18 protein-coding genes are annotated in these 22,044 nt (G+C 59.6%); 7 read left to right on the plus strand and 11 right to left on the minus strand.

The genetic code is table 11. The annotated features are described in order from the left end of the window. Window positions 1-238: 238 nt before the first annotated feature. The 9 genes from F6R97_RS08735 to F6R97_RS08775 all read right to left on the minus strand — a co-directional run bounded on the left by F6R97_RS08735 (window position 239) and on the right by F6R97_RS08775 (window position 14,199). Window positions 239-3,823, minus strand: coding sequence for a glycosyltransferase (locus tag F6R97_RS08735; protein ID WP_038979550.1), 3,585 nt, complete (start codon window positions 3,821-3,823; stop codon window positions 239-241). 94 nt (window positions 3,824-3,917) lie between these two features. Then, entirely contained in the window at window positions 3,918-5,483 is a 1,566-nt protein-coding gene (locus F6R97_RS08740; RefSeq protein WP_038979549.1) for a flagellar hook-associated protein 3, read from the minus strand. A gap of 13 nt (window positions 5,484-5,496) precedes the next feature. Then, window positions 5,497-7,557: a flagellar hook-associated protein FlgK gene (gene flgK / locus F6R97_RS08745; protein ID WP_038979548.1), complete on the minus strand. Its 2,061-nt coding sequence runs from the start codon at window positions 7,555-7,557 to the stop codon at window positions 5,497-5,499. Window positions 7,558-7,580: 23 nt separating this feature from the next. Continuing rightward, window positions 7,581-8,879, minus strand: a complete 1,299-nt coding sequence (gene flgJ, locus F6R97_RS08750) for a flagellar assembly peptidoglycan hydrolase FlgJ (protein WP_048394265.1) — start codon at window positions 8,877-8,879, stop codon at window positions 7,581-7,583. A gap of 11 nt (window positions 8,880-8,890) precedes the next feature. After that, window positions 8,891-9,979, minus strand: coding sequence for a flagellar basal body P-ring protein FlgI (locus F6R97_RS08755; RefSeq protein ID WP_038979545.1), 1,089 nt, complete (start codon window positions 9,977-9,979; stop codon window positions 8,891-8,893). A gap of 27 nt (window positions 9,980-10,006) precedes the next feature. Next, window positions 10,007-10,702 carry a flagellar basal body L-ring protein FlgH gene (gene flgH / locus F6R97_RS08760; protein ID WP_038979543.1) on the minus strand — a complete coding sequence of 232 codons (696 nt, stop codon included), beginning with the start codon at window positions 10,700-10,702 and terminating at the stop codon, window positions 10,007-10,009. Between the two features lie 52 nt (window positions 10,703-10,754). Then, the gene (gene flgG, locus F6R97_RS08765; RefSeq protein ID WP_048394264.1) at window positions 10,755-11,540 is read right to left on the minus strand and encodes a flagellar basal-body rod protein FlgG; all 786 of its coding nucleotides are present in this window, start codon (window positions 11,538-11,540) and stop codon (window positions 10,755-10,757) included. Between the two features lie 45 nt (window positions 11,541-11,585). Then, window positions 11,586-12,326 carry a flagellar basal body rod protein FlgF gene (locus F6R97_RS08770; RefSeq protein WP_007902508.1) on the minus strand — a complete coding sequence of 247 codons (741 nt, stop codon included), beginning with the start codon at window positions 12,324-12,326 and terminating at the stop codon, window positions 11,586-11,588. 307 nt (window positions 12,327-12,633) lie between these two features. Continuing rightward, window positions 12,634-14,199, minus strand: coding sequence for a sigma-54-dependent transcriptional regulator (locus F6R97_RS08775; protein ID WP_048394262.1), 1,566 nt, complete (start codon window positions 14,197-14,199; stop codon window positions 12,634-12,636). 281 nt (window positions 14,200-14,480) lie between these two features. Between F6R97_RS08775 and phhA the strand changes: the two genes are divergently transcribed. The 6 genes from phhA (at window position 14,481) to F6R97_RS08805 (ending at window position 18,857) form a co-directional block, all read left to right on the plus strand. Then, a complete protein-coding gene (gene phhA, locus F6R97_RS08780; RefSeq protein WP_315866407.1) occupies window positions 14,481-15,272 on the plus strand; it encodes a phenylalanine 4-monooxygenase in 792 nt (263 codons plus the stop codon). A 69-nt stretch (window positions 15,273-15,341) separates the two neighbouring features. Next, window positions 15,342-15,698 (plus strand): 4a-hydroxytetrahydrobiopterin dehydratase, encoded by a 357-nt coding sequence (locus F6R97_RS08785; RefSeq protein WP_315866408.1) that lies wholly within the window; start codon window positions 15,342-15,344, stop codon window positions 15,696-15,698. Continuing rightward, window positions 15,698-16,891, plus strand: coding sequence for an amino acid aminotransferase (locus tag F6R97_RS08790; protein ID WP_409999790.1), 1,194 nt, complete (start codon window positions 15,698-15,700; stop codon window positions 16,889-16,891). Before F6R97_RS08785 ends, F6R97_RS08790 begins: the two co-directional genes overlap by 1 nt. Before the next feature lie 275 nt (window positions 16,892-17,166). Continuing rightward, window positions 17,167-17,298: a hypothetical protein gene (locus F6R97_RS08795; protein WP_007902501.1), complete on the plus strand. Its 132-nt coding sequence runs from the start codon at window positions 17,167-17,169 to the stop codon at window positions 17,296-17,298. A gap of 72 nt (window positions 17,299-17,370) precedes the next feature. Further along, the gene (locus tag F6R97_RS08800) at window positions 17,371-17,553 is read left to right on the plus strand and encodes a hypothetical protein (RefSeq protein WP_008010996.1); all 183 of its coding nucleotides are present in this window, start codon (window positions 17,371-17,373) and stop codon (window positions 17,551-17,553) included. A 104-nt stretch (window positions 17,554-17,657) separates the two neighbouring features. Beyond that, a complete protein-coding gene (locus F6R97_RS08805) occupies window positions 17,658-18,857 on the plus strand; it encodes an MFS transporter (protein WP_038979535.1) in 1,200 nt (399 codons plus the stop codon). Here F6R97_RS08805 and arfB read toward each other — a convergent pair. Both arfB and F6R97_RS08815 read right to left on the minus strand, forming a co-directional pair. Further along, window positions 18,854-19,267, minus strand: coding sequence for an alternative ribosome rescue aminoacyl-tRNA hydrolase ArfB (gene arfB, locus F6R97_RS08810; RefSeq protein WP_008010994.1), 414 nt, complete (start codon window positions 19,265-19,267; stop codon window positions 18,854-18,856). The genes F6R97_RS08805 and arfB overlap by 4 nt on opposite strands. 221 nt (window positions 19,268-19,488) lie before the next feature. Then, window positions 19,489-20,910, minus strand: a complete 1,422-nt coding sequence (locus F6R97_RS08815) for an amino acid permease (RefSeq protein ID WP_038979533.1) — start codon at window positions 20,908-20,910, stop codon at window positions 19,489-19,491. 947 nt (window positions 20,911-21,857) lie between these two features. Here F6R97_RS08815 and F6R97_RS08820 point away from each other — a divergent pair. Continuing rightward, window positions 21,858-21,995: a hypothetical protein gene (locus F6R97_RS08820; protein ID WP_038979531.1), complete on the plus strand. Its 138-nt coding sequence runs from the start codon at window positions 21,858-21,860 to the stop codon at window positions 21,993-21,995. The last annotated feature ends 49 nt before the right edge of the window (window positions 21,996-22,044 follow it).

Consider the following 22,044-nt stretch of genomic DNA (forward strand, 5'->3'; position numbering starts at 1 on the left):
GTTGCGTAGGGGGCACCGCGGCAAGGATGCCGCGGTAGCCGCCCTCGGCCATGGATGGCCGATGGCGGCGGGCCCACGGAGCAGGACCGGAGCGAGGGCATGCCGAGCCTGGGCGAGGCACCGAACGACGGGGGCAGAAGCGCTTTGGTTACTTTCGCACTTTTCGAAAGTGACTCGCTGTAAAAGCGAAACCAATAGAAGCCATTACCGCAGAAACGGATATGCACACAGACCAAAATCAGTCCGGCAACCAGCCCCAAAGCCAATGCTGAAGATTATCCCCGCGCAACATGAAATCCCGATGCACCGCTTCCCGCAATTCATCCCCCATGCGATAGCTGGCATCCGGGTCAGCCAAGTGCATGCGAATCGCCTGCAGCCATTCCTCAGTGCTGTTGCTCAGAACTTTGGTGCACGGCAAAAAACCCTCGTAAGCGCGGGTATCAGTGCAAATCACCGGATAACCGCACGCGCCATATTCCAGTAACCGCAAGTTGCTTTTGCAGTCGTTGAAGATGTGGAATTCCAACGGCGCCAATGCCAGGTCGAGGTTCAGGCTCGCCAGTTTGTACGGGTAACTCTGCAAATCGATGGTGCCGTAAAATTCGTGGATGTACGGGCGCAAGGCGTCCGGGCACATACCGAAAAATACCCACTCCACCTCATTGGCCAGTTCACGGACCACCTCCGCAATGATCTCCAGATCGCCGGTGTGACTGGTACCACCGCCCCAGCCAACCCGTGGTTTTTTCGAGGTGCGGCGCTGACTGGTCAAGGTCGCCCATGGGGCGGGCGGCAGCATGTTGGGCACCACGCGAATTTCGCTGTGCATGCTCGACAACACATCAGCCAGTGCCTGCGTCGTCACCACCACGCGATCGCACAGGGCTATGCCATCACGCAACATCTGCTCGGTGTTGACCGGCTTGTTGCGGGCATGGCTGTTCTTTTTTGGCGTGCTGACAACGTAGTCGTCCAGCTCGAAAATCCGCAGGGCACTGGAGTATTTCTTCATGCGCAGAATGTCTGCCGCCGAGCCCCCGTTATAACGCCCTTGCAAGATAATGGTGTCGGGCGACAGACGCTCGATTTCCACGTTCGACGGCGACTCATAGGCCACGCGCGCAATGACTCGTCCCGCCGCCTCAAGCTCTGCCAGAGGCGCAGTCACACGGTAATGCCCGATCGCTGACTCGTTGACCGGCAACCCGAGAATCAGCGGCAGGTCGCGATGGCGGAACGGATTCCAGTTATTACGCAGCGAAGGCTCCAGACTGAAGCTCGCCACGCCGAGCGACAACGCCGGGTTGTAGGCCGCATCACGGGAGATTTTCGGCAGCCACTTTTTGTAGAAGGTTTCGTGTTCAAGCACCTGCGCCTGCATATGAGCTTGTACATGGGCCTGCGACGCTGCAGGCGACGCGTCTTCACCCATCATCACGGTCGCAAAAGGCGTCCAGACAATCAGGTAGCCGTTTTTATCCGCCTCGAGGCACAGATCAACACCACCAAGGCCCAGGTTGAACTGAGCCTCATCCAATTGACCCAGGCTGTCGAATACCTCTTTACGTACCATCAGGCAATCACTGCTGACAGCGCTCCAGTTCTGCGCTACTTGCAGACGCTGCATGTAACCCCGGGTACTGGCATGCTCGCCGAGAGACGGCGAAGTGGCAGGCCCGGCCAGCCCCAGAATCAGACCGGCGGAGACAATCGCACCATTGGAACCCAGCAGCCGCGCGCCCACCACGCCGACTTCCGGGCGCTGAGCGTGATTGAGCAGTTCGGCGAGCCAGTCGCCCGCGCAAATAACGCTGCGCGGGCTGAGCGTCAACAAATACTCGCCACGGGCGTGACTGGCGGCGAAGTTGACAACGGCCGCCTCACCGGAACGCCCGTCATAACGTAGCACCCGCAGCATCGCCGCGCCCAACTGAGCCATTGCACTCAGCCAGTCGGCCATCGCCGAATCGCCGCGATCTTCATCGACAATCAGGATTTCGTATTCGGTATAAGTGGTCTTTTCGATCAAACTTTCGGTGCAGCGCTGCAACGCGGCCAGCGACGTGCCCGCCGCAATGATGATCGAGACCAAAGGTCGGTGGCTGTACAGGTAATCGATACGATTAAGCAGCGACAACTCTTCATGGCGAATCCGGTGTTCCAGACCGATGCGTGTCAGGTGCGCACTGACCAACGCCTCACTGCCCTCGATCACCTCGGGCAACGACATCCAGTCGGGAAAGGTCTGAGTCGACTCCACCTGAATCTCGGCAATGTGCTCGATGGTGTGCAACCCGGCCTCCTCCACCAGACGCCAGAGCAAATCGTGCGGCGCCAGTTCGCCGTGAGCCGGATCGAAACCGCCCACCGCCAAAAAACGCTGCCGCTCGAACGCCAGTGTTCGCCCGACGTAGGGGTAGGAACGCATGAGGTCGAGGTTGAAGTCAGGCTTGAACACCGGGTCGAGGGACTCACCCTCGACCAGCGCGCCTTCATCGCTATAGGCGCACAGCATGCCCGGCGTGCCGGCGATGCGCTCGGCCAGCACCAGCAGCGCCGACTCGCGCAGCGTGTCACCCGCCCGCAGCAGATAGAACCAATGTGCGCCTTCCAGTTGCGGCACCACGGCATTGAGCTGTTGCGACCAGTTCGACTCCAGCGGCAACTGCAGCACTTTATCGTCGGCATCGCAATCGGCGTTGGACAGCACGACCACCGCTTGCGGTGCGTACAGTTGAGTGCCGATGCTGGCTAGCGTGGCTTTTAGGCCGGCGCTGTCAGATTCGGTGTCGATGATGATCGGCACCAGGTTCGGACGCACGGCCCAGCGGCTGATACGTTCCGGCATGTGCCGCGCTTCCGCCGGGTTGAATTTGCGAACCGACAACCACTCGCGGTAGAACTCGGCATAGCTGTCGCTATTGCCGCCCACTCGGCCATTGACCACGGTGTTGCGGTTGCCCAGCACGCGCACCACGCACAACTCTTCCCACTGGCGCGGTTCTTCAGAGGCCTTGCCCAGTTCGACACAGCGCACCCAACCCGATGCAGGTGCTGACTCGCCGCCGCGTGCTGTCAGCATTTGTGCCAGCCATTCCCATTCCTGTACGGCGGCCCGAGTCATTTCCAGGGTTTTGCTCAAGCGCTCCGGGTATTGACGCTCGGTACTCAGCACGGTATTCACCGCCGCCAGGTTTCCGCGACGCAACAGGCACACGAACAAGGCGAAATCGAGCATCGCGACAAAGCCGCTACCCTCCTGAATCAGCGCAGGCAATAGCTCCAGCACATCGGCACGGCGCATCAAAGTCGAGCTGAAGTTGCCGATGAAATTCTTCGGCGTGCCCTCGAAAATCGCCAACATGTCATCGCCTTTTAGCAGCGAATCAAGGGGCGAAAATCGGCAGTTATCGATCCGCGGCGGCAGGATGAAGTTGTTGGCATCGCTCATCATCCGCAGGCCACAAACGAGGGTGACCTCGGGATGGTCGATCAGTACCCGGGCTTGCATCTCGATGCTGGGCGTGAACAGACGGTCGTCGTCGCACAGCACTTTGATGAACTCGCCTCGAGCTTCTTCGACGCAGCGCAACAGGTTCTTTTGCAGGCCAAGGCGCTTGGGGTTACGCAGGTAACGAACGGGGTGTACAGGGTCGGCAAACGACTCGACGATGTCGCGAATCTCGTCGGACGACGAATCGTCACAAATGACGATTTCGACGTTCTCATAGGTTTGAGCGAGCGAACTTTCCAGCGCCTGGCTGAAGAAGCGCGGGTTGAAGGCGGGGATGACGATACTGACTAGAGGATGTTGATTCACGACGAAACTCTCGAGCGGCGAGCCTCTGCCCTTTCAGGCAGAGGCTTCGTAACCGCTTAGGAAAAGACGGTTGAGCAGCTCGACAGACACAGACTCAGACTTTGTTGAACAAGCCCAGTTGAGCAATCTTGCTGAAGGCCAGTTGCGACGCTTGCAACATGGTTTGTTGCAAGGTCAGGCGGGTCATCACTTCGGCCGGATCGGAATCGCGGATCGCCGACTGGGTCTGGGTGTTGGCCAGGACCAGGCTCTGGTTGGTATCGACCTGGGTATCCAGGGCTGAGCCGCGACCGCCCACTGAACTCAGCGCACTGGACAACTGATCGCTGCCGCTCGCCAGGTTGCCGATGCCCGAGTCCAGCGCCGCCTGGAACTTCTGTTGCAGGATCGGGTTGCCATTGATGGGTGTATTCAGCGCGGTTTTCAGCTGGCTCACAGTATCCAGAATGTTCTGGGTTTCGTGGGTATTGACCGCCACGCTGAACTGATCGCCTGCCGCCGGTGTACCGGCCAGGTTGAAACTCACGCCCGAGGCGGTCGCAACGCCGGCCGCTACAGTGCCGGAAGACACTATCTTGCTGTTGGCCGTCAACGGTGCCGCATACAAGTCGAACGCGGTGGCGCTGGTGAATTTCATCACCGCCGAACCGGTCGGAAAACTGGCGTGGTAAGCCACCGGGTTGGTGATGCTGCTGCCAGTCACCTGAGTCGCTGTCGGGTTGCCCGGGCTGCGAGTCGCCGTAAAGGTGTCAGGCTTGGCCGCCAGGGTAAAGCTGTGGCCCGGCAGCACGGCAGCGGCGGTGTCACCGGCCGCCAGATTGATGTTCAGGGTCAGATCGACACCGCGGAACGACACAGTCTGGCCAGCGGCGGTGGCCGGATTGAACGCACCGCCCTGACTGGCTTCGGCGGTCACGTCGTTACCGCCCGAATCGGTGATTTGCAACTGGGTGCCGCTGACGAAGTCGACGGTGTACGGCTCACCCGAACGGAATTTGCTGTTGTAGGTCAGGCTCGACGACACCTGACCATTGGACAGGACGACGCGGCCATCATCCACGACCGGCGCAGTCCGGGTGACCTCGCTGCGGCTGGTATTGATCGCTTGCTGGAACACCTCCCAACCGGTGCTGTTGGTGGCCATCGACATGTTGTCGCCGATTGCCAGGTCAAGCGTCACCTGGTCACCGTTGTAGCTGTAGGTGCCATCGTCGTTGCGGGTAAACGGCACGGTGTCGCCCTTGGAGCCGGCGAAGATGTATTTGCCGTTCTCGTCCTTGCTGTTCATCAGGCTTTGCAACTGTTCTTCGATCTGCCCCAGCTCCGATGCGTTGGCCCGGCGGTCGGCATCGGTGTAACCGGCGTTGCCGGCGCCGATGGCCAGTTCCTTGGCGCGCTGCAGCACGTTAGTGATGCTGGTCATCACCGCTTCGGTGGCGCCCAGCGTCGCCTTGATGGTGGTGGAGTTGGCTTCGTATTGATCGAGCATCGAAGCCTGTTGACCCAATTGCAGCAAGCGCGAGGCACCGACCGGATCATCGGCAGCGGTATTCACGCGAACGAGGCTGCTGGCCTCTTCGCTGCTCTTGACCACGTTGGCGAAATTCTTCTGATAGTTGGCGGCAGAGGACTCGTAAAACTGGGCGGTAGAAATGCGCATGGGCTACGACTCCTTAAAGACTGCTGATCAGTGTGTTGAAGATTTCCTGCGCAGCCTTGATGATCTGCGAAGAAGCGGTGTAGTACTGCTGATACTTGACCAGGTTGCCGGTTTCCTCATCGAGGTCGACACCCGACAGCGAATCGCGGGCGCTCTTGGCGTTGGCCAGAATCGCTTCGGTGGCAGCGCTGTCGAGCTTACCCTGGGCGGCCTTGGCGCCTACGCCCTCAACCAGTTTGCCGTAGGCGTCGGTCAGGGAAATGCCTTTACTGGCCGAACCGGTATCCACGGTCTGCCTGGTCTGCAAGCCAGCCAGTATGGTGCCGTTGCGGTTGTCCAGAGTACCTGGCTGACTGAGCGTCACGTTGATCGCCGTCGAGGTACCCGGCGAGCCCGCGATGGTCATGTCGAACGATACAGTACGCTGCACGACTGGCGGTCCCGGATCATTGATCGCGGCGCCGCCGGCGTCGACCAGAGGAATGGTCAGGCTCAGCGTATTGTTCTGGCCCGGCACGATGGTGCCGCTGCTGAGCGCGTTACCTTGGGCATCGAGCATTTGGTAAGTCTGGGTCGTGCCACCCGCCGTGCCAAACACGATTTTGACCGGAGTCGACGTCTTCAGACCATTCTGGATCGCCGTGGTGGTCGCCGTGTCATAGATATCGAACTGCGTGGTCAGGGTCGGTTGACCGCTGGCCGGAATGGTCAACGTGCCGCTGCCACCCGGCGCAATGGCCGCGCCCAATGGTGCCGCGATGGCCAGACGCTTGGAGTCGGTCATTTCGGTCTTGATGTTGGTCGCCGCGTTGCGGGTCGGGGTGATCTTGAAGGTATCGCCGGCGGCTGCGGTGCCACCGGTGAGCTTCATGGAGAAACCATCGATCACTGGCGGCGGCGTGGTCAGCGTGCTGAACGCGCCCATGGCGGTGCCTTCCGGCAGACGCTGAACGGTGTAGGCAGTCGCGCTGGTGAACGTAACCTTGTAATCGTTGATGGTCAGCTTGCCGCTGTCCTCGATGGTCACATCGAAGTTGCCCGAGCCTGCGCTGTTGCCGACCGTGGCAACGCTGCGCTGAGCCATTTGCGCGGCACTGTTGATGCTGTTGAACAGGTTCGAACCGAAGTCACCGTTCTTGTCGATGCCCTGGGCCTGAATGGTGTTCATCTGATCGGCGACGACCAGCGCCACACGACCCAGCTCGTTCATGGCAGGGTCCAGCACGGTGCTGCGATAGCGTAGCAAGCCGCCCATTTCGCCACCCGTCATCACCGAGGTGATATCGATAGTGCTCGAACCGCGATTGAGCTGAATGGCCGAACGCGACGGGTCGGTTTTACTCGGCACCACTTCCAGCTTGCTGGCGGTGCTGCCCATGACCAGCGGCTGACCACTGCCCAGGTAAATGTCGAGGCTATTGTCACGTTCCATCACTTGCGCACCGGTGAGGGTGGACAACTGGCGTACGGTCTCATTGCGCGCGTCGAGCAGGTCGTTGGGCTGGCCGCCGGCGTTGGAAACTTCGGAGATCTTCTGGTTCAGCTGGGCCACAGTGGTGGCCAGCTTGTTGACCTGATCGGCCATGTCCGCCAGGTTGCCGTTGACGTTGGCGTTCTGCTGCGTCAACTGGCTGGAGATCGAGTTGAACCGGTTGCTCAGGGCCTGCGTATCGCTCAACAGCAGTTGGCGGGAAGCATCGTCGCCCGGCTTGGCGTTGACGTTCTGTACAGAGGCGAAGAACTTGGTCAGGGCGCCATTGAGGCCGGTGCCGCTGTCCGAGAGCAACTTATCGAGCGGGCTGATCTGCCCGGCGTAGGCCGCCGAGTCACTATTGAGCGACGTGGTGGTCTGCAGCTGCGCATCAATGTAGCTGTTGTAGACCCGACGTACATCGGCGAGGGTCGTACCGGTGCCGATAAAGACTTTGCCGAACTGATTCGAGGCCTTGGTGCCTTGCACGGTTTGCTGGCGTGAGTAACCGGCGGTGTCGGCGTTGGCAATGTTATTGCCGGTAGTCATCAGCGAGGATTGGCCAGCGGCCAGACCCGACATCCCGATATTGAGCAAACTCATGGTTCAGACCTTATGCCTTGTGCCTATAGAGGCGTGGTGGAAGCGCCCGCCGCAGCGTAGTTTTGGTAACTCGTCATCTGCTTGGCTATCTGCGAGATCTTGCTTGCGTAATCCGGGTCGGTTGCATACCCGGCTTTTTGCAACTCGCGTACAAACTGTTCTGGGTTATCGGCCGACTTCAGCACATCTTGATAGCGATTATTGCTTTGCAGCAGCGTCACAAGGTCATGGAAGCTGTCTTTGTAAGAGCCGTAGGAACGGAACTCGGCCGTCTCCTTGACCATCTCGCCATTTCTGAATTCGCTGGTGATCGCCCGCGCCGAATCGCCCTTCCAGTTACTGCTGGCCTTGATGCCGAACAGGTTGTGGCTGCTGCTGCCATCCTGGGCGCGCATGACCGATTTGCCCCAACCGGTTTCCAGGGCAGCCTGGGCCACCAGGTAACGCGGATCGACACCGATACGGTCGGCAGCTTCTTTGGCCATCGGCAGCATGGTGTTGACGAATTCGTCGGCGGAACTGAAAGCCTTCTTCGCTGGCGCCAGGGGGATTTGCGCCATGGCACGACCATAAATCTGCAGGCGCCCGCTGGCTTTCGTATCCGTTTGCGCAGCCAGCCAATCGCCGTTGTACAGAGGGCCGGAACCGGTCTTGGTGCTTTGCGGCACCTGGATGTTGTTCTGCGGTGTTGTGGCGGTTGTTGCAGCGGTCGATGCCGACGGCACCAACCCGGCGAGTAAACGATCGGCCAGTTTCGGTGGCAGTGCCAGACGCCGCTGATTGATCAGCGCCATGTCATTGCGATGAGCGCCCTCGCCCGCGCTTGCCGGCGTCTTCACCGAGCGCGAAGCCCACAACGGGCGCTCACCATTGAGACGCGACAGCGGCCCGTTGGTGGCGACCGTACCGGCGGCAATCGGTGTTTCCACGGCGGCTTTCGCGGCAGCTTGCTTGGCGGCAGACGCTGCCGCTGCCTCACCCGGCGCCATCGGTTTGTTCTTCGACATCTGGCGCATCAGCACGTCCGCCAGGCCAATACCGCCGCCTTCGCGGGACATGGAAACGGCCAACTGCTGGTCGTACATTTCCTGGTATTGCTTGGCTGCTGGCGTGTTGAGCGGATTGTCCTGACCCAGCGCTTCGGTGGCCGAGCGCATCGACTTGAGCATTTCACCGAGGAACAGCGATTCGAATTCCTGCGCTACTTTGCGCATGTTCGCATCGCTGTTCTTGTCGCCGACCTTGAGCTGGTTCAGGCGATTCAGGTCCGAGTAGGAACCCGAGTCGCTGCTGCTGACCAGACCGCTTTTGCGCATATCCATGGTCGCCGTCCTCAGATCACGATCAGGTCGGCTTGCAACGCGCCGGCCTGTTTCAGCGCTTCGAGGATCGCCATCAAGTCACCCGGTGCCGCGCCGACCTGGTTCACCGCACGGACGATTTCGTCGAGAGTGGTGCCCGGACCGAACTTGAACATCGGCTTGGCTTCTTGCTGAGCGTTGACCCGCGAGCGCGGCACCACCGCCGTCTGCCCATTGGACAAAGGGCCGGGCTGGCTGACGATCGGGTCTTCGGTGATGGTCACGGTCAGGCTGCCGTGGGTCACGGCGGCCGGGGAAACCTTGACGTTCTGGCCGATCACGATGGTGCCGGTGCGCGAGTTGATGATGACTTTCGCCACCGCCTGACCCGGGTCGACTTCGAGGTTTTCGAGGATCGACAAATAGTCGACCCGCTGGCTCGGATCGAGTGGCGCTGTCACACGGATCGAACCACCGTCGATGGCCTGGGCGACGCCAGGGCCAAGCATGTTGTTGATCTTGTCGACGATGCGCTTGGCGGTGGTGAAGTCCGAACGGTTGAGGTTCAGGGTCAGGCTGTTGCCCTGATTGAAACCGCTTGGCACCGCACGCTCGACCGATGCACCGCCAGGGATGCGACCGGCCGACGGAACGTTGACGGTGATCTTCGAACCGTCACGACCCTCAGCATCAAAACCGCCGACCACCAGGTTGCCCTGAGCGATAGCGTAGACGTTGCCGTCGATACCTTTGAGCGGCGTCAGCAACAAGGTGCCGCCGCGCAGGCTCTTGGAGTTACCGATGGATGCTACGGTGATGTCCACCTGCTGACCCGGCTTGGCGAACGCTGGCAAGTCGGCACTGATCGATACCGCCGCGACGTTCTTCAACTGCACGTTGCCCGAACCTGCCGGCACCTTGATGCCAAACTGCGAAAGCATGTTGTTGAAAGTCTGCAGGGTGAACGGGGTCTGGGTCGTCTGGTCACCGGTGCCGTTAAGCCCGACCACCAGGCCGTAGCCGATCAATTGGTTGGAACGCACGCCGGAAATACTGGCGATGTCCTTCAGCCGCTCGGCTTGAGCATCGAAGGCTGCCGTCAGCAACAGGGCGCCCACCATAAGGCTTTTCAGATTCAACGTAGCCACCTAGAAAGGGAACAGCGGGCTGAGGAAGAAACGGTCGAACCAGCCTGGCTGACTCGCATCGGCAAACGCACCGGTGCCCGAATAGGTGATGCGCGCATCGGCGACGCGGGTCGACGGCACGGTGTTGTCGGTGGCGATGTCATCGGCGCGAACGAGGCCGGCAATCCGCACCAGCTCATCACCGGTGTTGAGGGTCAGCCACTTCTCGCCGCGCACGGCGATGATGCCGTTGGGCAACACATCAGCAACGGTCACGGTGATCGAACCGGTCAGGCTGTTGCTCTGGCCGGACTTGCTGTCGCCCTTGGTGGCGCGGTCACCTTCGTAACCGACGTCCAGACTCAGGCTACCGCTGCCCACTGGATCCTTGGTGCTCAGGCCGCCCCCGAAAAACGAGCTCAGGCCGATGTCGGTCTTGCTGTTCTTGTCGATCTGCGAGTTGGCGTTCTTGCTTGCCTGGGTGCGCTCGTTCAGGGTGATGGTGATGATGTCACCGACCCGGAACGCCTTGCGGTCGCTGTACAGGTTCTGTTCGAAACCGGCCTGGTAGATCGAGCCGTTATTGGCCGCAGCCGGCAGCGGCGTGCGCGGCAACACCGGGGCGTAGTAAGGGTCATTGGGCTTGGGCGGTGGCGCGACGCAGCCCGCGAGCACGACGACCCCACTCAGTGCCAGAACAGATACAAAGCGATTCATGACCCTACCTCACGGTGTTGCAGGCGACCTCATGGCCGCCTCATAGACTTGATTACAGATTCTGCGTTACGAACGAGAGCATCTGGTCGGCGGTGGAGATCACCTTGGAGTTCATCTCGTAGGCGCGCTGAGTGGTGATCATGTTGACCATCTCTTCAACGGTGCTGACGTTGGACGTTTCCAGGGTGTTCTGCAGCGTGGTGCCGAAACCGGCGAGGCCCGGGGTGCCGACTTGCGGCGCGCCACTGGCAGCGGTTTCCAGGAACAGGTTGTTACCCACCGCTTGCAGACCGGCCGGGTTGATGAAGTCGGCGGTTTGCAGGTTGCCGATCACCTGGGAGGCCGGGTTGCCGGCAACAGTGACGGACACGGTGCCGTCACGGCCGACGGTGAAGGTCTGGGCATCGTTCGGAATGACAATGGCCGGTTCCAGGGCGAAGCCGCTGGCGTTGACGATCTGACCGTTGGAATCCAGGTGGAACGTACCGTCACGGGTGTAGGACGTGGTGCCGTCCGGCTGCAGAATCTGGAAGAAACCGCGACCGTCGATGGCCATGTCCAACGGCTGCTCGGTGGTTTGCAAGCTACCGGCGGTGAAGTTTTTCTGGGTGCCGACGATGCGCACACCAGTACCCACCTGCAGACCCGACGGCAATTCGCTGTCCTGGGTCGACTGGGCGCCTGGCTGGCGTTTGATCTGATACAGCAAGTCCTGGAACTCGGCGCGGTCACGTTTGAAACCCGTGGTCGATACGTTCGCCAGGTTGTTGGAAATGGTGGTGAGGTTGGTGTCCTGGGCGGACAGACCTGTTTTGGCAACCCATAGAGCCGGAAGCATTCGATTCTCCTCGTGCGCCTGTTTTACGGCGCGACGTTCTGATAATTAGCTGATCTGCAAGACCCGAGCCATGGCCTGGTCATCGTCTTTGGCGGTGTTCATCATCTTGATGTGCAGCTCGAACTGCTTGGCCAGCGCCAGCACCGAGGTCATTTCTTCCACGGCATTGACGTTGCTCGACTCAAGGAACCCGGACACCAGTTTGACGTTGGCATCGGCCTGCGCCGGCTTGCCGTCCTTGGTGTGGATCGAACCGTCCAGGCCTTTGGTCATGTTCTTGAAGTCCGGGTTGACCAGTTTGATCCGGTCGACTTCGGCCATCACCCGCGGGCCTTCGCCCATCGCACGGATGCTGATAGTGCCGTCTTCGCCGACTTCGATTTGCTGCTCGGGCGGCACGGCAATCGGTCCGCCATTGCCTACCACCGGCATACCGTTGCCGGCACGCAGCACGCCCAGAGCGTCAACGTTCAGGCTGCCGGTGCGCACGTAGCTTTCACCGCCATCGGGGTTCTGCACGGCGATCCAGCCATTGCCCTGCACCGCGACATCGAGGTCGCGACCGGTTTGCACCAGCGCACCCGGGGAGAAGTCGGTGGCCGGACGCTCGGTCATGGCAAACGCACGCGCCGGAAAGCTGTCACCAAACACCGGCATCGAACGGGCCTGTTCCAGGTCCTTTTGAAAACCGTTGGTAGAGATGTTCGCCAGGTTGTTGGCATGAGCCTTCTGCGCCAGTGCATTCTGGCTGGCGCCGGTCATTGCCACATAAAGGTACTTGTCCACACTCTTTCCTCTGCATGCCGGACGTTTGCCGCCCACCGCTGTACTGCTGAGCCATAAGCAATTTGCAGACCAACTTTTTTCTGGCGGCGCAGGGCCCGGCAAACAAAGGACTTGAGGGATTCAGAGGGGATTGGGGGAATGTGTCGGAGACGAAAAACCGGCGGTGTTATGCCGGTAGGTGGCAAGGATCAGCCTGGACACTGATCGTTCCCACGCTCCGCGTGGGAATGCAGCCCGGGACGCTCCGCGTCCCAAAAGCGGACGCAGAGCGTCCATTGAGGCATTCCCACGCAGAGCGTGGGAACGATCATGCGCTGCCGGGTTCTTTACCGACTTCGTACTCACGCAATTTATTGGCAATGGTCGTATGCGAAACCCCCAGCCGCTTGCCCAGCTGCCGACTGCTCGGATGCTCGGAATACAAACGCTCCAGCACCGCCTTTTCAAAGCGCCCGACAATCTCGTCCAAGCCGCCCTCAAGGGAGAAATCGCCAAGCGGCTGACGCACGCCGTAGTCCGGCAGACGAATATGCTCGGCTTTAACGGTGCCGCCGTCGCACAGGGAAACCGCCTGGAACAGTACGTTTTCCAACTGCCGCACGTTGCCCGGCCAGTGATAGTGACTGAGCCGTTCCATCGCCGCCGGCGCCAGTTTCGGCAACGAGCAACCGATCTGTCGACTGGCCTGATCGAGGAAGTGCTCCACCAGCGGCGCCAATCCGTCGAGGCATTCGCGCAGCGGTGGGATGTGCAGCGAGAGCACGTTCAAGCGATGGTACAAATCCTGACGAAACTCACCGCGAGCGCACAGCTCGGACAAGTCCACTTGCGTTGCGCAGATTACCCGCACATCCAGATAGACCTCTTCATCACTGCCGACACGACGGAAGCAACCGTCCTGCAGAAAGCGCAGCAACTTCACCTGCAAACGCGGGCTCATTTCGCCGACGCCGTCGAGAAACAGCGTACCGCCCGCCGTCAATTCCAACAGCCCAAGCTTGCCTTCGGCCCGCGCTCCTTCGAAGGCACCGGGGCCGTAACCGAACAATTCGGTTTCGGCCATGGACTCCGGCAGACCGGCACAGTTGAGCGCCATCAGCGGTGATTGCCCACGCGGGCTCGCCAGGTGACAGGCCCGCGCCAACAATTCTTTGCCAGTGCCGGTTTCGCCCTCTATCAATAGCGGCGCATCCAGCGGCGCCATGCGCCGCGCTTCGCGCACCACCGCCGCCATCACTTTCGAACTCTGGAAAATGCTGTCGAAGCCGCGCAATTCCTGTTTGCGCACGTTATAGATGCGCTCGCCCACCCGATCCGCCCGGTGCAACGTCAACACCGCACCGGCCATGGCCTCGCTTTCGTCATGCTCCGACTGCAGCGGCGCGATGTCGGCGAGAAACACGTCGCCCTTGACCTTGACCCGCAAGCCGTTGATCCGCGACTTGTTGGCACGCACCAGCTCCGGCAAATCGAAATCCTCGGCGTACCGCGACAGTGGAATCCCCGGCACCTCGTCCACCCGCACCCCGAGCAACTGCGCCGCCGCACGGTTGGCTGCGACGATGGAGCCACCCATGTCGATCGACAGCACCGGAAACTCCAGGGCGCCGAGCAAGGCATTGAGCTCCATATGCCGACGCTCGCTGGGCATCAGCCCTACGCGCTTGACGCCGAATACCCCGCCAATCGCCTCGAACTTCGGACGCAACGCCTGGAACTGAATGTTGATCAGGTTCGGGCAGTGCAGATAGATCGCATTGCCGTGTTCACCGCCCACTTCGCCGCGTGCGACGTTGATCCCGTACTCGACCAGCAGGTTGAGGATGTCACGCAGGATACCAATGCGGTTCTGGCAGTGAACTTTGATACGCATATAAAGGCCCGTAACAGCGGTGATCGAGGCCCGGCGCAAGAAAATTTCTGCGGGGGCACCAAGTTAGTCGTCAAGATTATGTGACACCGGCGAGCCTTTTCAAACCCGCAAATATCAATACTTGCGCCATAGCGATCGATCCGTAACGAATACTTTACGAAAAGCGCAGATTTTTCCTACTCTCACCGCGGATCACCTGCTGCAACACCGCACGCCTTGGGGTATTTCTAGGTCCATAGCTGTACACACAACAAGAACGAATCCCCTAGCAGGAGAGCAGCATGAAGCAGACGCAATACGTGGCTCGTGAGCCCGATGCGCAAGGTTTTATCGACTACCCCGCCGAAGAACACGCGGTGTGGAACACGCTGATCACTCGCCAACTGAAAGTGGTCGAGGGCCGTGCGTGCCAGGAATACCTGGACGGTATCGAAAAACTCGGTCTGCCCCACGACCGCATTCCGCAACTGGGTGAAATCAACAAGGTCCTCGGTGAAACCACCGGCTGGCAGGTTGCCCGAGTCCCCGCGCTGATTCCCTTCCAGACCTTTTTCGAATTGCTGGCGAACAAGCAGTTTCCGGTGGCGACGTTTATTCGTACCCGCGAAGAGCTGGATTACCTGCAAGAACCGGACATTTTCCACGAGATCTTTGGCCACTGTCCGCTGCTGACCAACCCCTGGTTCGCCGAATTCACCCACACCTACGGCAAACTTGGCCTACAGGCTTCCAAGGAAGAACGCGTGTATCTGGCGCGCCTGTACTGGATGACTATCGAGTTCGGTCTGGTCGACACCCCACAAGGCCTGCGCATCTACGGTGGCGGTATTTTGTCCTCGCCGAAAGAAACCGTTTATTGCCTGTCAAACGAGCCTGAGCATCAGGCGTTCGACCCGCTGGAATGCATGCGCACGCCGTACCGCATCGACATTCTGCAACCGCTGTACTTTGTCCTGCCGAACCTCAAGCGCCTGTTCGATCTGGCCCACGAAGACATCATGGGTATGGTCAAGCAAGGTATGCAGTTGGGGTTGCGCGCACCGAAATTTCCGCCAAAGCCCAAAGCGGCCTGAGCAGATCCCGCTCGCGACTTGCGCGCAAAGATAGTAATTTCCAACAAGAATCGAATTCAGGAACACACCATGAACGCACTGAACCAAGCCCACTGCGAAGCCTGCCAAGCCGGCGCCCCTCAAGTCAGCGACGAAGAATTGCCGATCCTGATCAAGCAAATCCCTGACTGGAACATCGAAGTCCGCGACAGCGTGATGCAGCTGGAAAAAATTTTCCTGTTCAAGAACTTCAAACACGCGCTGGCGTTCACCAACGCCGTCGGTGAAATCTCCGAGGCCGAAGGTCACCACCCAGGCCTGCTGACCGAGTGGGGCAAAGTCACCGTGACCTGGTGGAGCCACTCCATCAAAGGCCTGCACCGCAACGACTTCATCATGGCCGCGCGCACTGACGAAGTGGCCAAAGACGCCGAGGGCCGTAAATAATGCATTTCGACGCCATCGGTCGAGTACCTGGCGACCCGATTCTCGGCCTGATGGAGGCCTATGCGCTGGACCCTAACCCGCGCAAATTCGACCTCGGCGTGGGTGTCTATAAAGACGCCCAGGGCCTGACGCCAATCCCCGAGGCGGTGAAGCTCGCCGAGCAGCACTTGGTGGAGCGTCAATCCACCAAGACCTACATCGGCGGCCACGGCAATGTAGCGTTCGGCAAGGTCATCAACGAGTTGGTGCTTGGCGCTGACTCGGCGCTGATCGCCGAACAACGGGCCGGCGCCACTCAAACGCCGGGCGGTACTGGTGCGCTGCGTTTGAGCGCCGACTTCATCGCCCAATGCCTGCCGGGCCGTGGCGTGTGGTTGAGCAACCCGACCTGGCCGATCCACGAAACCATTTTCGCGGCGGCCGGGGTCAAGGTCAGTCACTACCCGTACGTGGGCAGCGACAATCGCCTCGATGTGGAAGCGATGCTGGCGGTGCTCAATGAAGCCCCCAAGGGCGATGTGGTGCTGTTGCATGCCTGCTGCCACAACCCGACCGGTTTCGATCTGTCCCATGACGATTGGCGTCGAGTGCTGGACGTGGTGCGCAGTCGCGATTTGCTGCCACTGATCGACTTCGCTTATCAGGGTTTCGGTGACGGCCTGGAGCAAGATGCCTGGTCGACCCGGTTGTTCGCCGCCGAGTTGCCGGAAGTACTGATCACCAGTTCCTGCTCGAAGAACTTCGGCCTGTACCGCGACCGTACTGGCGCACTGATTGTCTGCGCGAAAAACGCCGACAAGCTGGTGGACATCCGCAGCCAACTGGCCAACATCGCCCGCAACCTGTGGTCGACGCCACCGGATCATGGCGCCGCCGTGGTTGCGACCATCCTCGGCGATCCAGAGCTGAAAAGCCGCTGGGCCGACGAAGTGGAAGCCATGCGTTTGCGTATCGCCCAGTTGCGCAGCGGTCTGGTCGAAGCGCTTGAACCCCATGGCTTGCGTGAGCGATTTGCGCACATTGGTGTGCAACGCGGGATGTTTTCCTACACCGGTTTGTCGCCGGAACAGGTCAAGCAACTGCGTGAGCATCACAGCGTGTACATGGTCAGCTCAGGCCGGGCGAACGTGGCAGGGATTGATGCGACGCGTCTGGACTTGCTTGCCGAAGCAATCGCCGAAGTCTGCAAATAAATCAGACACTGCACATCCCCTGTGGGAGCGGGCTTGCTCGCGAAAGCGGTGTGTCAGGCAACGATGATGTTGACTGACACTCCGTCTTCGCGAGCAAGCCCGCTCCCACATTTGCATGGTGTCGCCCTCTCTTGCTGACCTGTCTAGACAATCCCATCCGTCGCAACAATTGGATATAAAAGTCTATTTGTCATTTCTCCTGCTGTATCCTGCGCAGGCTTTTTTAAAAGCGCGGATCTACCAGATCTATCAACAGACTTAGCGAGGAGCGCGACATGCACGAGATCCCTAATCTCCCCTTCCCAAGCCTGCACGAAACTGAGCAGACAACCACGCAACAAGCCGGTGCCCAACAGCCCGAGACGAAAGAAGCACCTGAACGCCGCCAGGCCGACAGCGAAGACTGATACCTGCACGACCAGACCGTGTGGAAAGCGCTAATATGCGCTTTCCACACCGCCTGAACCTTGAGCTTTCCCATGACCGACGAATTCAGCGCAACCCAGGCCAGCGTCCTGATCGGCACCGCCGAGAAGATGATCGAGATCTGGAACCGCCTTTCCCCCGAGAAACAAGCCGCCCTGCTGGCCCGCTTCGGCAGCGAAGAAAACGCCCTCGCCGCCCTGGTCACGACGCAACTGGTTGCCCCCGCAAAATCCTGATTATCCCTATCCGGCAAATAGTTTTACTTTTTCACGCCCCGCGACCGTCCGCGCCGCTATCATAAGCAGCCTATCTATCCAGCTGCCCCGTGGACCTTTTACCCATGTCAGAAACCCAGCGCCCCATGGCGGTCACGCTGCAAGTCGTTTCCATCGTCCTGTTCACGTTCATCGGTTACCTGAATATCGGCATTCCCCTGGCCGTATTGCCGGGCTACGTCCATAGCGACCTCGGTTTCGGTGCAGTGATCGCCGGGCTGGTGATCAGCGTGCAATACCTGGCCACCCTGCTCAGCCGCCCTTACGCCGGGCGCATCATCGATAACAAGGGCAGCAAACTGGCAGTGATGTACGGCCTCGCCGGCTGCGGCTTGAGCGGTGTATTCATGTTGATTTCGGCCTGGACGCAAAGCGTGCCGATGTTGAGCCTGATCAGCCTGTTGATCGGCCGACTGGTGCTCGGCAGCGCGGAAAGCCTGGTCGGTTCCGGGTCGATCGGCTGGGGCATCGGCCGGGTCGGCGCGGCAAACACTGCCAAGGTTATCTCCTGGAACGGCATCGCCAGTTATGGCGCACTGGCGGTCGGCGCGCCGCTGGGGGTACTGCTGGTGAGTCAACTGGGATTGTGGAGCATGGGCGTGAGCATCGTGCTGCTGGCCGTTCTGGGCCTGGCGCTGGCCTGGCCAAAAATCGCTGCACCGATCGTTGTCGGCGAACGCCTGCCATTCATGCACGTGCTGGGGCGGGTGTTTCCTCACGGTTGCGGTCTGGCTTTGGGCTCCATCGGCTTTGGCACCATCGCCACATTCATCACCCTGTATTACGCCACTCAGCAGTGGTCCAACGCGGTGTTGTGCCTGAGCCTGTTCGGTGCCAGTTTCATCGGTGCGCGATTGCTGTTCGGTAACCTGATCAACCGCCTCGGCGGCTTTCGCGTGGCGATTGCCTGCCTGTCAGTGGAAACCCTGGGACTGTTGTTGCTGTGGCTGGCACCCGATGCCCATTGGGCACTGGCCGGCGCGGCGCTGAGCGGTTTCGGCTTTTCGCTGGTGTTCCCGGCGTTGGGCGTGGAAGCGGTCAACCTGGTGCCCGCTTCCAGCCGTGGCGCGGCGGTTGGGGCGTATTCACTGTTTATCGATTTGTCGCTGGGGATCACCGGACCGCTGGCGGGTGCGATTGCGGCTGGATTTGGCTTCGCCTCGATCTTCCTGTTTGCCGCCCTCGCCGCTTTGAGCGGATTGATGCTGAGCGTTTATCTGTACCGGCAGGCGCCCAAGTATCGCGAAGAAAGAGAAGCGCGTTAGAAATCGACCTTGCCGCGTCCAGCCTTGATGCTGCCGCGCTTGGTCTTGGATTCGAGCCGACGCTTCTTCGAACCAAGGGTCGGCTTGGTCGGGCGGCGTTTCTTTTCCACTTTGGTGGCGCTGAGGATCAGCTCGGTCAGCCGCTCCAGCGCATCGGCGCGATTGGCTTCCTGCGTGCGGTATTGCTGGGCCTTGATGATCAACACGCCTTCGCTGGTGATGCGACTGTCGCGCAGCGCCAGCAGCCGTTCCTTGTAGAACTCGGGCAAGGACGAGGCCGGAATGTCGAAGCGCAGGTGCACGGCACTGGAAACCTTATTGACGTTCTGCCCACCGGCGCCTTGCGCACGAATGGCCGTCAACTCGATCTCGGCATCCGGCAGATGCACGTTGTTGGAAATCACCAGCATGGAAAAAAATCCGTATTCAGAACAAGAAGGATACCGCGAATAGACAGAAGGAATGCGGCCCCTGTGGGAGCGTGGCTTGCCCGCGATTCAGGCGCCGCGGTTCATCAGGCATACCGCGTTATCGTTCATCGCGGCAAGCCACGCTCCCACAGGATTTTGTAGGGAACCCATAAATGACAAACCCGGCACATGGCCGGGTTTGTTGTTTCTGCGCTTTGCACTTACTTGGCAGCGGAACCCGCAGCCTGCAACGCATGTTGCGCACTGCGCTTGTTCTTGATGCCGTAGCAGACCCACATGAACGCGACCCACACCGGAATCGCATACACGGAGATCTGGATACCCGGGATCAGCAGCATCACGCCAAGGATGAACACCACGAACGCCAGGCAAACATAGTTGCCGTACGGGTACCACAGAGCCTTGAACAACGGCGTCTGTTTGGTCTTGTTCATGTGCTGGCGGAACTTGAAGTGCGAGAAGCTGATCATCGCCCAGTTGATCACCAGGGTGGCCACCACCAACGACATCAACAGTTCCAGTGCATGTTGCGGAACCAGATAGTTCAGCAGCACCGCGACCAGGGTCACGGCAGCTGACGCCAGGATCGAACGCACTGGCACGCCACGCTTGTCGATCTTCGACAAGGCTTTCGGCGCATCACCCTGCTCGGCCATGCCCAGCAGCATGCGGCTGTTGCAATAGGTGCCGCTGTTGTACACCGACAGCGCCGCGGTCAGAACCACGAAGTTGAGAATGTGCGCGGCGGTGTTGCTGCCGAGCATCGAGAACACTTGCACGAACGGGCTGCCGCTGTAGGCATCGCCGGACGCGTTCAGCGTCGTCAGCAAGCTGTCCCAAGGGGTCAGCGACAGCAGGACCACCAGCGCACCGATGTAGAAAATCAGGATCCGGTAGATCACCTGATTGATCGCTTTCGGGATCACGGTTTTCGGCTTGTCGGCTTCAGCAGCGGTGAAACCGAGCATTTCCAGGCCACCGAAGGAGAACATGATGATCGCCATGGCCATCACCAGACCACTGACGCCGTTCGGGAAGAAGCCGCCGTGTTCCCACAGGTTGGTCACCGAGGCTTGCGGGCCACCGTCGCCACTGACCAGCAGGTAGCTGCCCAAGGCAATCATGCCGACGATCGCCACAACCTTGATGATCGCAAACCAGAACTCGGCCTCGCCAAAGACTTTGACATTGGCCAGGTTGATCAGGTTGATCAATACGAAGAACCCGGCTGCCGAGACCCAGGTCGGGATATCCGGCGCCCAGTAGTGGATGTATTTACCAACCGCGGTCAGCTCGGACATGCCCACCAGGATGTATAGAATCCAGCAGTTCCAGCCCGACAGGAAGCCGGCGAAACCGCCCCAGTATTTGTGGGCGAAGTGACTGAAGGAACCGGCGACCGGCTCTTCGACGATCATTTCGCCGAGTTGGCGCATGATCATGAAAGCGATGAAGCCGCAGATGGCGTAGCCGAGGATCATCGACGGGCCGGCGGATTTGAGCACGCCGGCCGAGCCGAGGAACAACCCGGTGCCGATCGCGCCACCGAGGGCGATCAGTTGAATATGGCGATTTTTCAGGCCGCGTTTCAGCTCGCCTGAATGCGAGTTTTGTCCACTCATGAAAAAGGTCTCACGCAAGGTTTGATGATGTTCGGTAGACGTTGCTGCTTAGTTGCGATTTCAAGCAGCGCCGATCAAACCCCAGCGCAGGCACCAGGAGTTCAGCGTTTTTACGACAGTCATGCGTCACCTGTTTGTTTTTATCTGTGACGAAATCGAACCCGACACGCTCGTGACGCGGCGGAGTGAACAAGGCGGGTAGCCTTGAAGTTTGCGCTGTTGCGCAGAGGGTCACAGTTAAAACGCGGCGCATTGTACACCTGTAACCCCCTGCTGCCAGACACCGCTGGATCAGCGCGTCGGTTGCCGGGATTGCCTGTGTCCGCCTCGAGGGTCTCGGGCGACTGCAAAAATTGAGTCAGACCTTTGCAGGTCATCGATAAGGGCAGCGGAAAAATCGCCCTTTGGGGAGAGATGGAGATGAGTCACGGCGTTCATTGCGCCTCCTTCTTGTTATGCACCTGCACGACAGGCATGGGGCGCATCTCACCCTTGATACGTTGTCGAAACAAGCGTGCCAGAGCCCTTGAAGGCTACAAACCCGGCGGTTGGCGGAAGGTTTTCCTTACAGACCTTTCCTTCGCGGCATTCCACGGGGTTTAAGAGCGCTTTGCGTAAGGTTTTATTGACAAGGTGTAACGTAAATTTTCCAAATCAGATCCGGAAGCCCACTGACTGTAAATTGACGATAGGAAGCTTCCTAAGTAAATGCCTTGCTTAGTTTTCTGTTTTTTATTAAGAAAATGAGCTTTCGAAAAATGGAATAAATAGTTCAAATGAAAATTGTTTAACTATTTTTTTGCATTTTAAAAACCTGTGAACTAGGTTTTCAGCGACTTGCCGAGCCGTATCGACCGGCACGTTGACGCGCTCTTCAACGAGTGAAAAGCACGCCACTGCTCTTATCAAAAGTGTTCTTACCGAAGAAATCATCTAGGAGATTCACCATGCAAGCACTGGACAAAGACTTGGACACTGAACTGCAACTGGACGATTGGTTTGAAGCACCGACCCATGATGCCGCCGTCGAAATGATGCAAGCCGACGCGGTTGTTCCGTTCGGCACGGCGATGTGGCCTCTGTAAGACATCCCGGCAGGCATCATCCGGCCGGTCGTGCCTGCCACATTCTCGG

This window comes from Pseudomonas sp. JV414 (genome assembly GCF_032424305.1).
Taxonomy (GTDB): Bacteria; Pseudomonadota; Gammaproteobacteria; order Pseudomonadales; family Pseudomonadaceae; genus Aquipseudomonas; species Aquipseudomonas lini.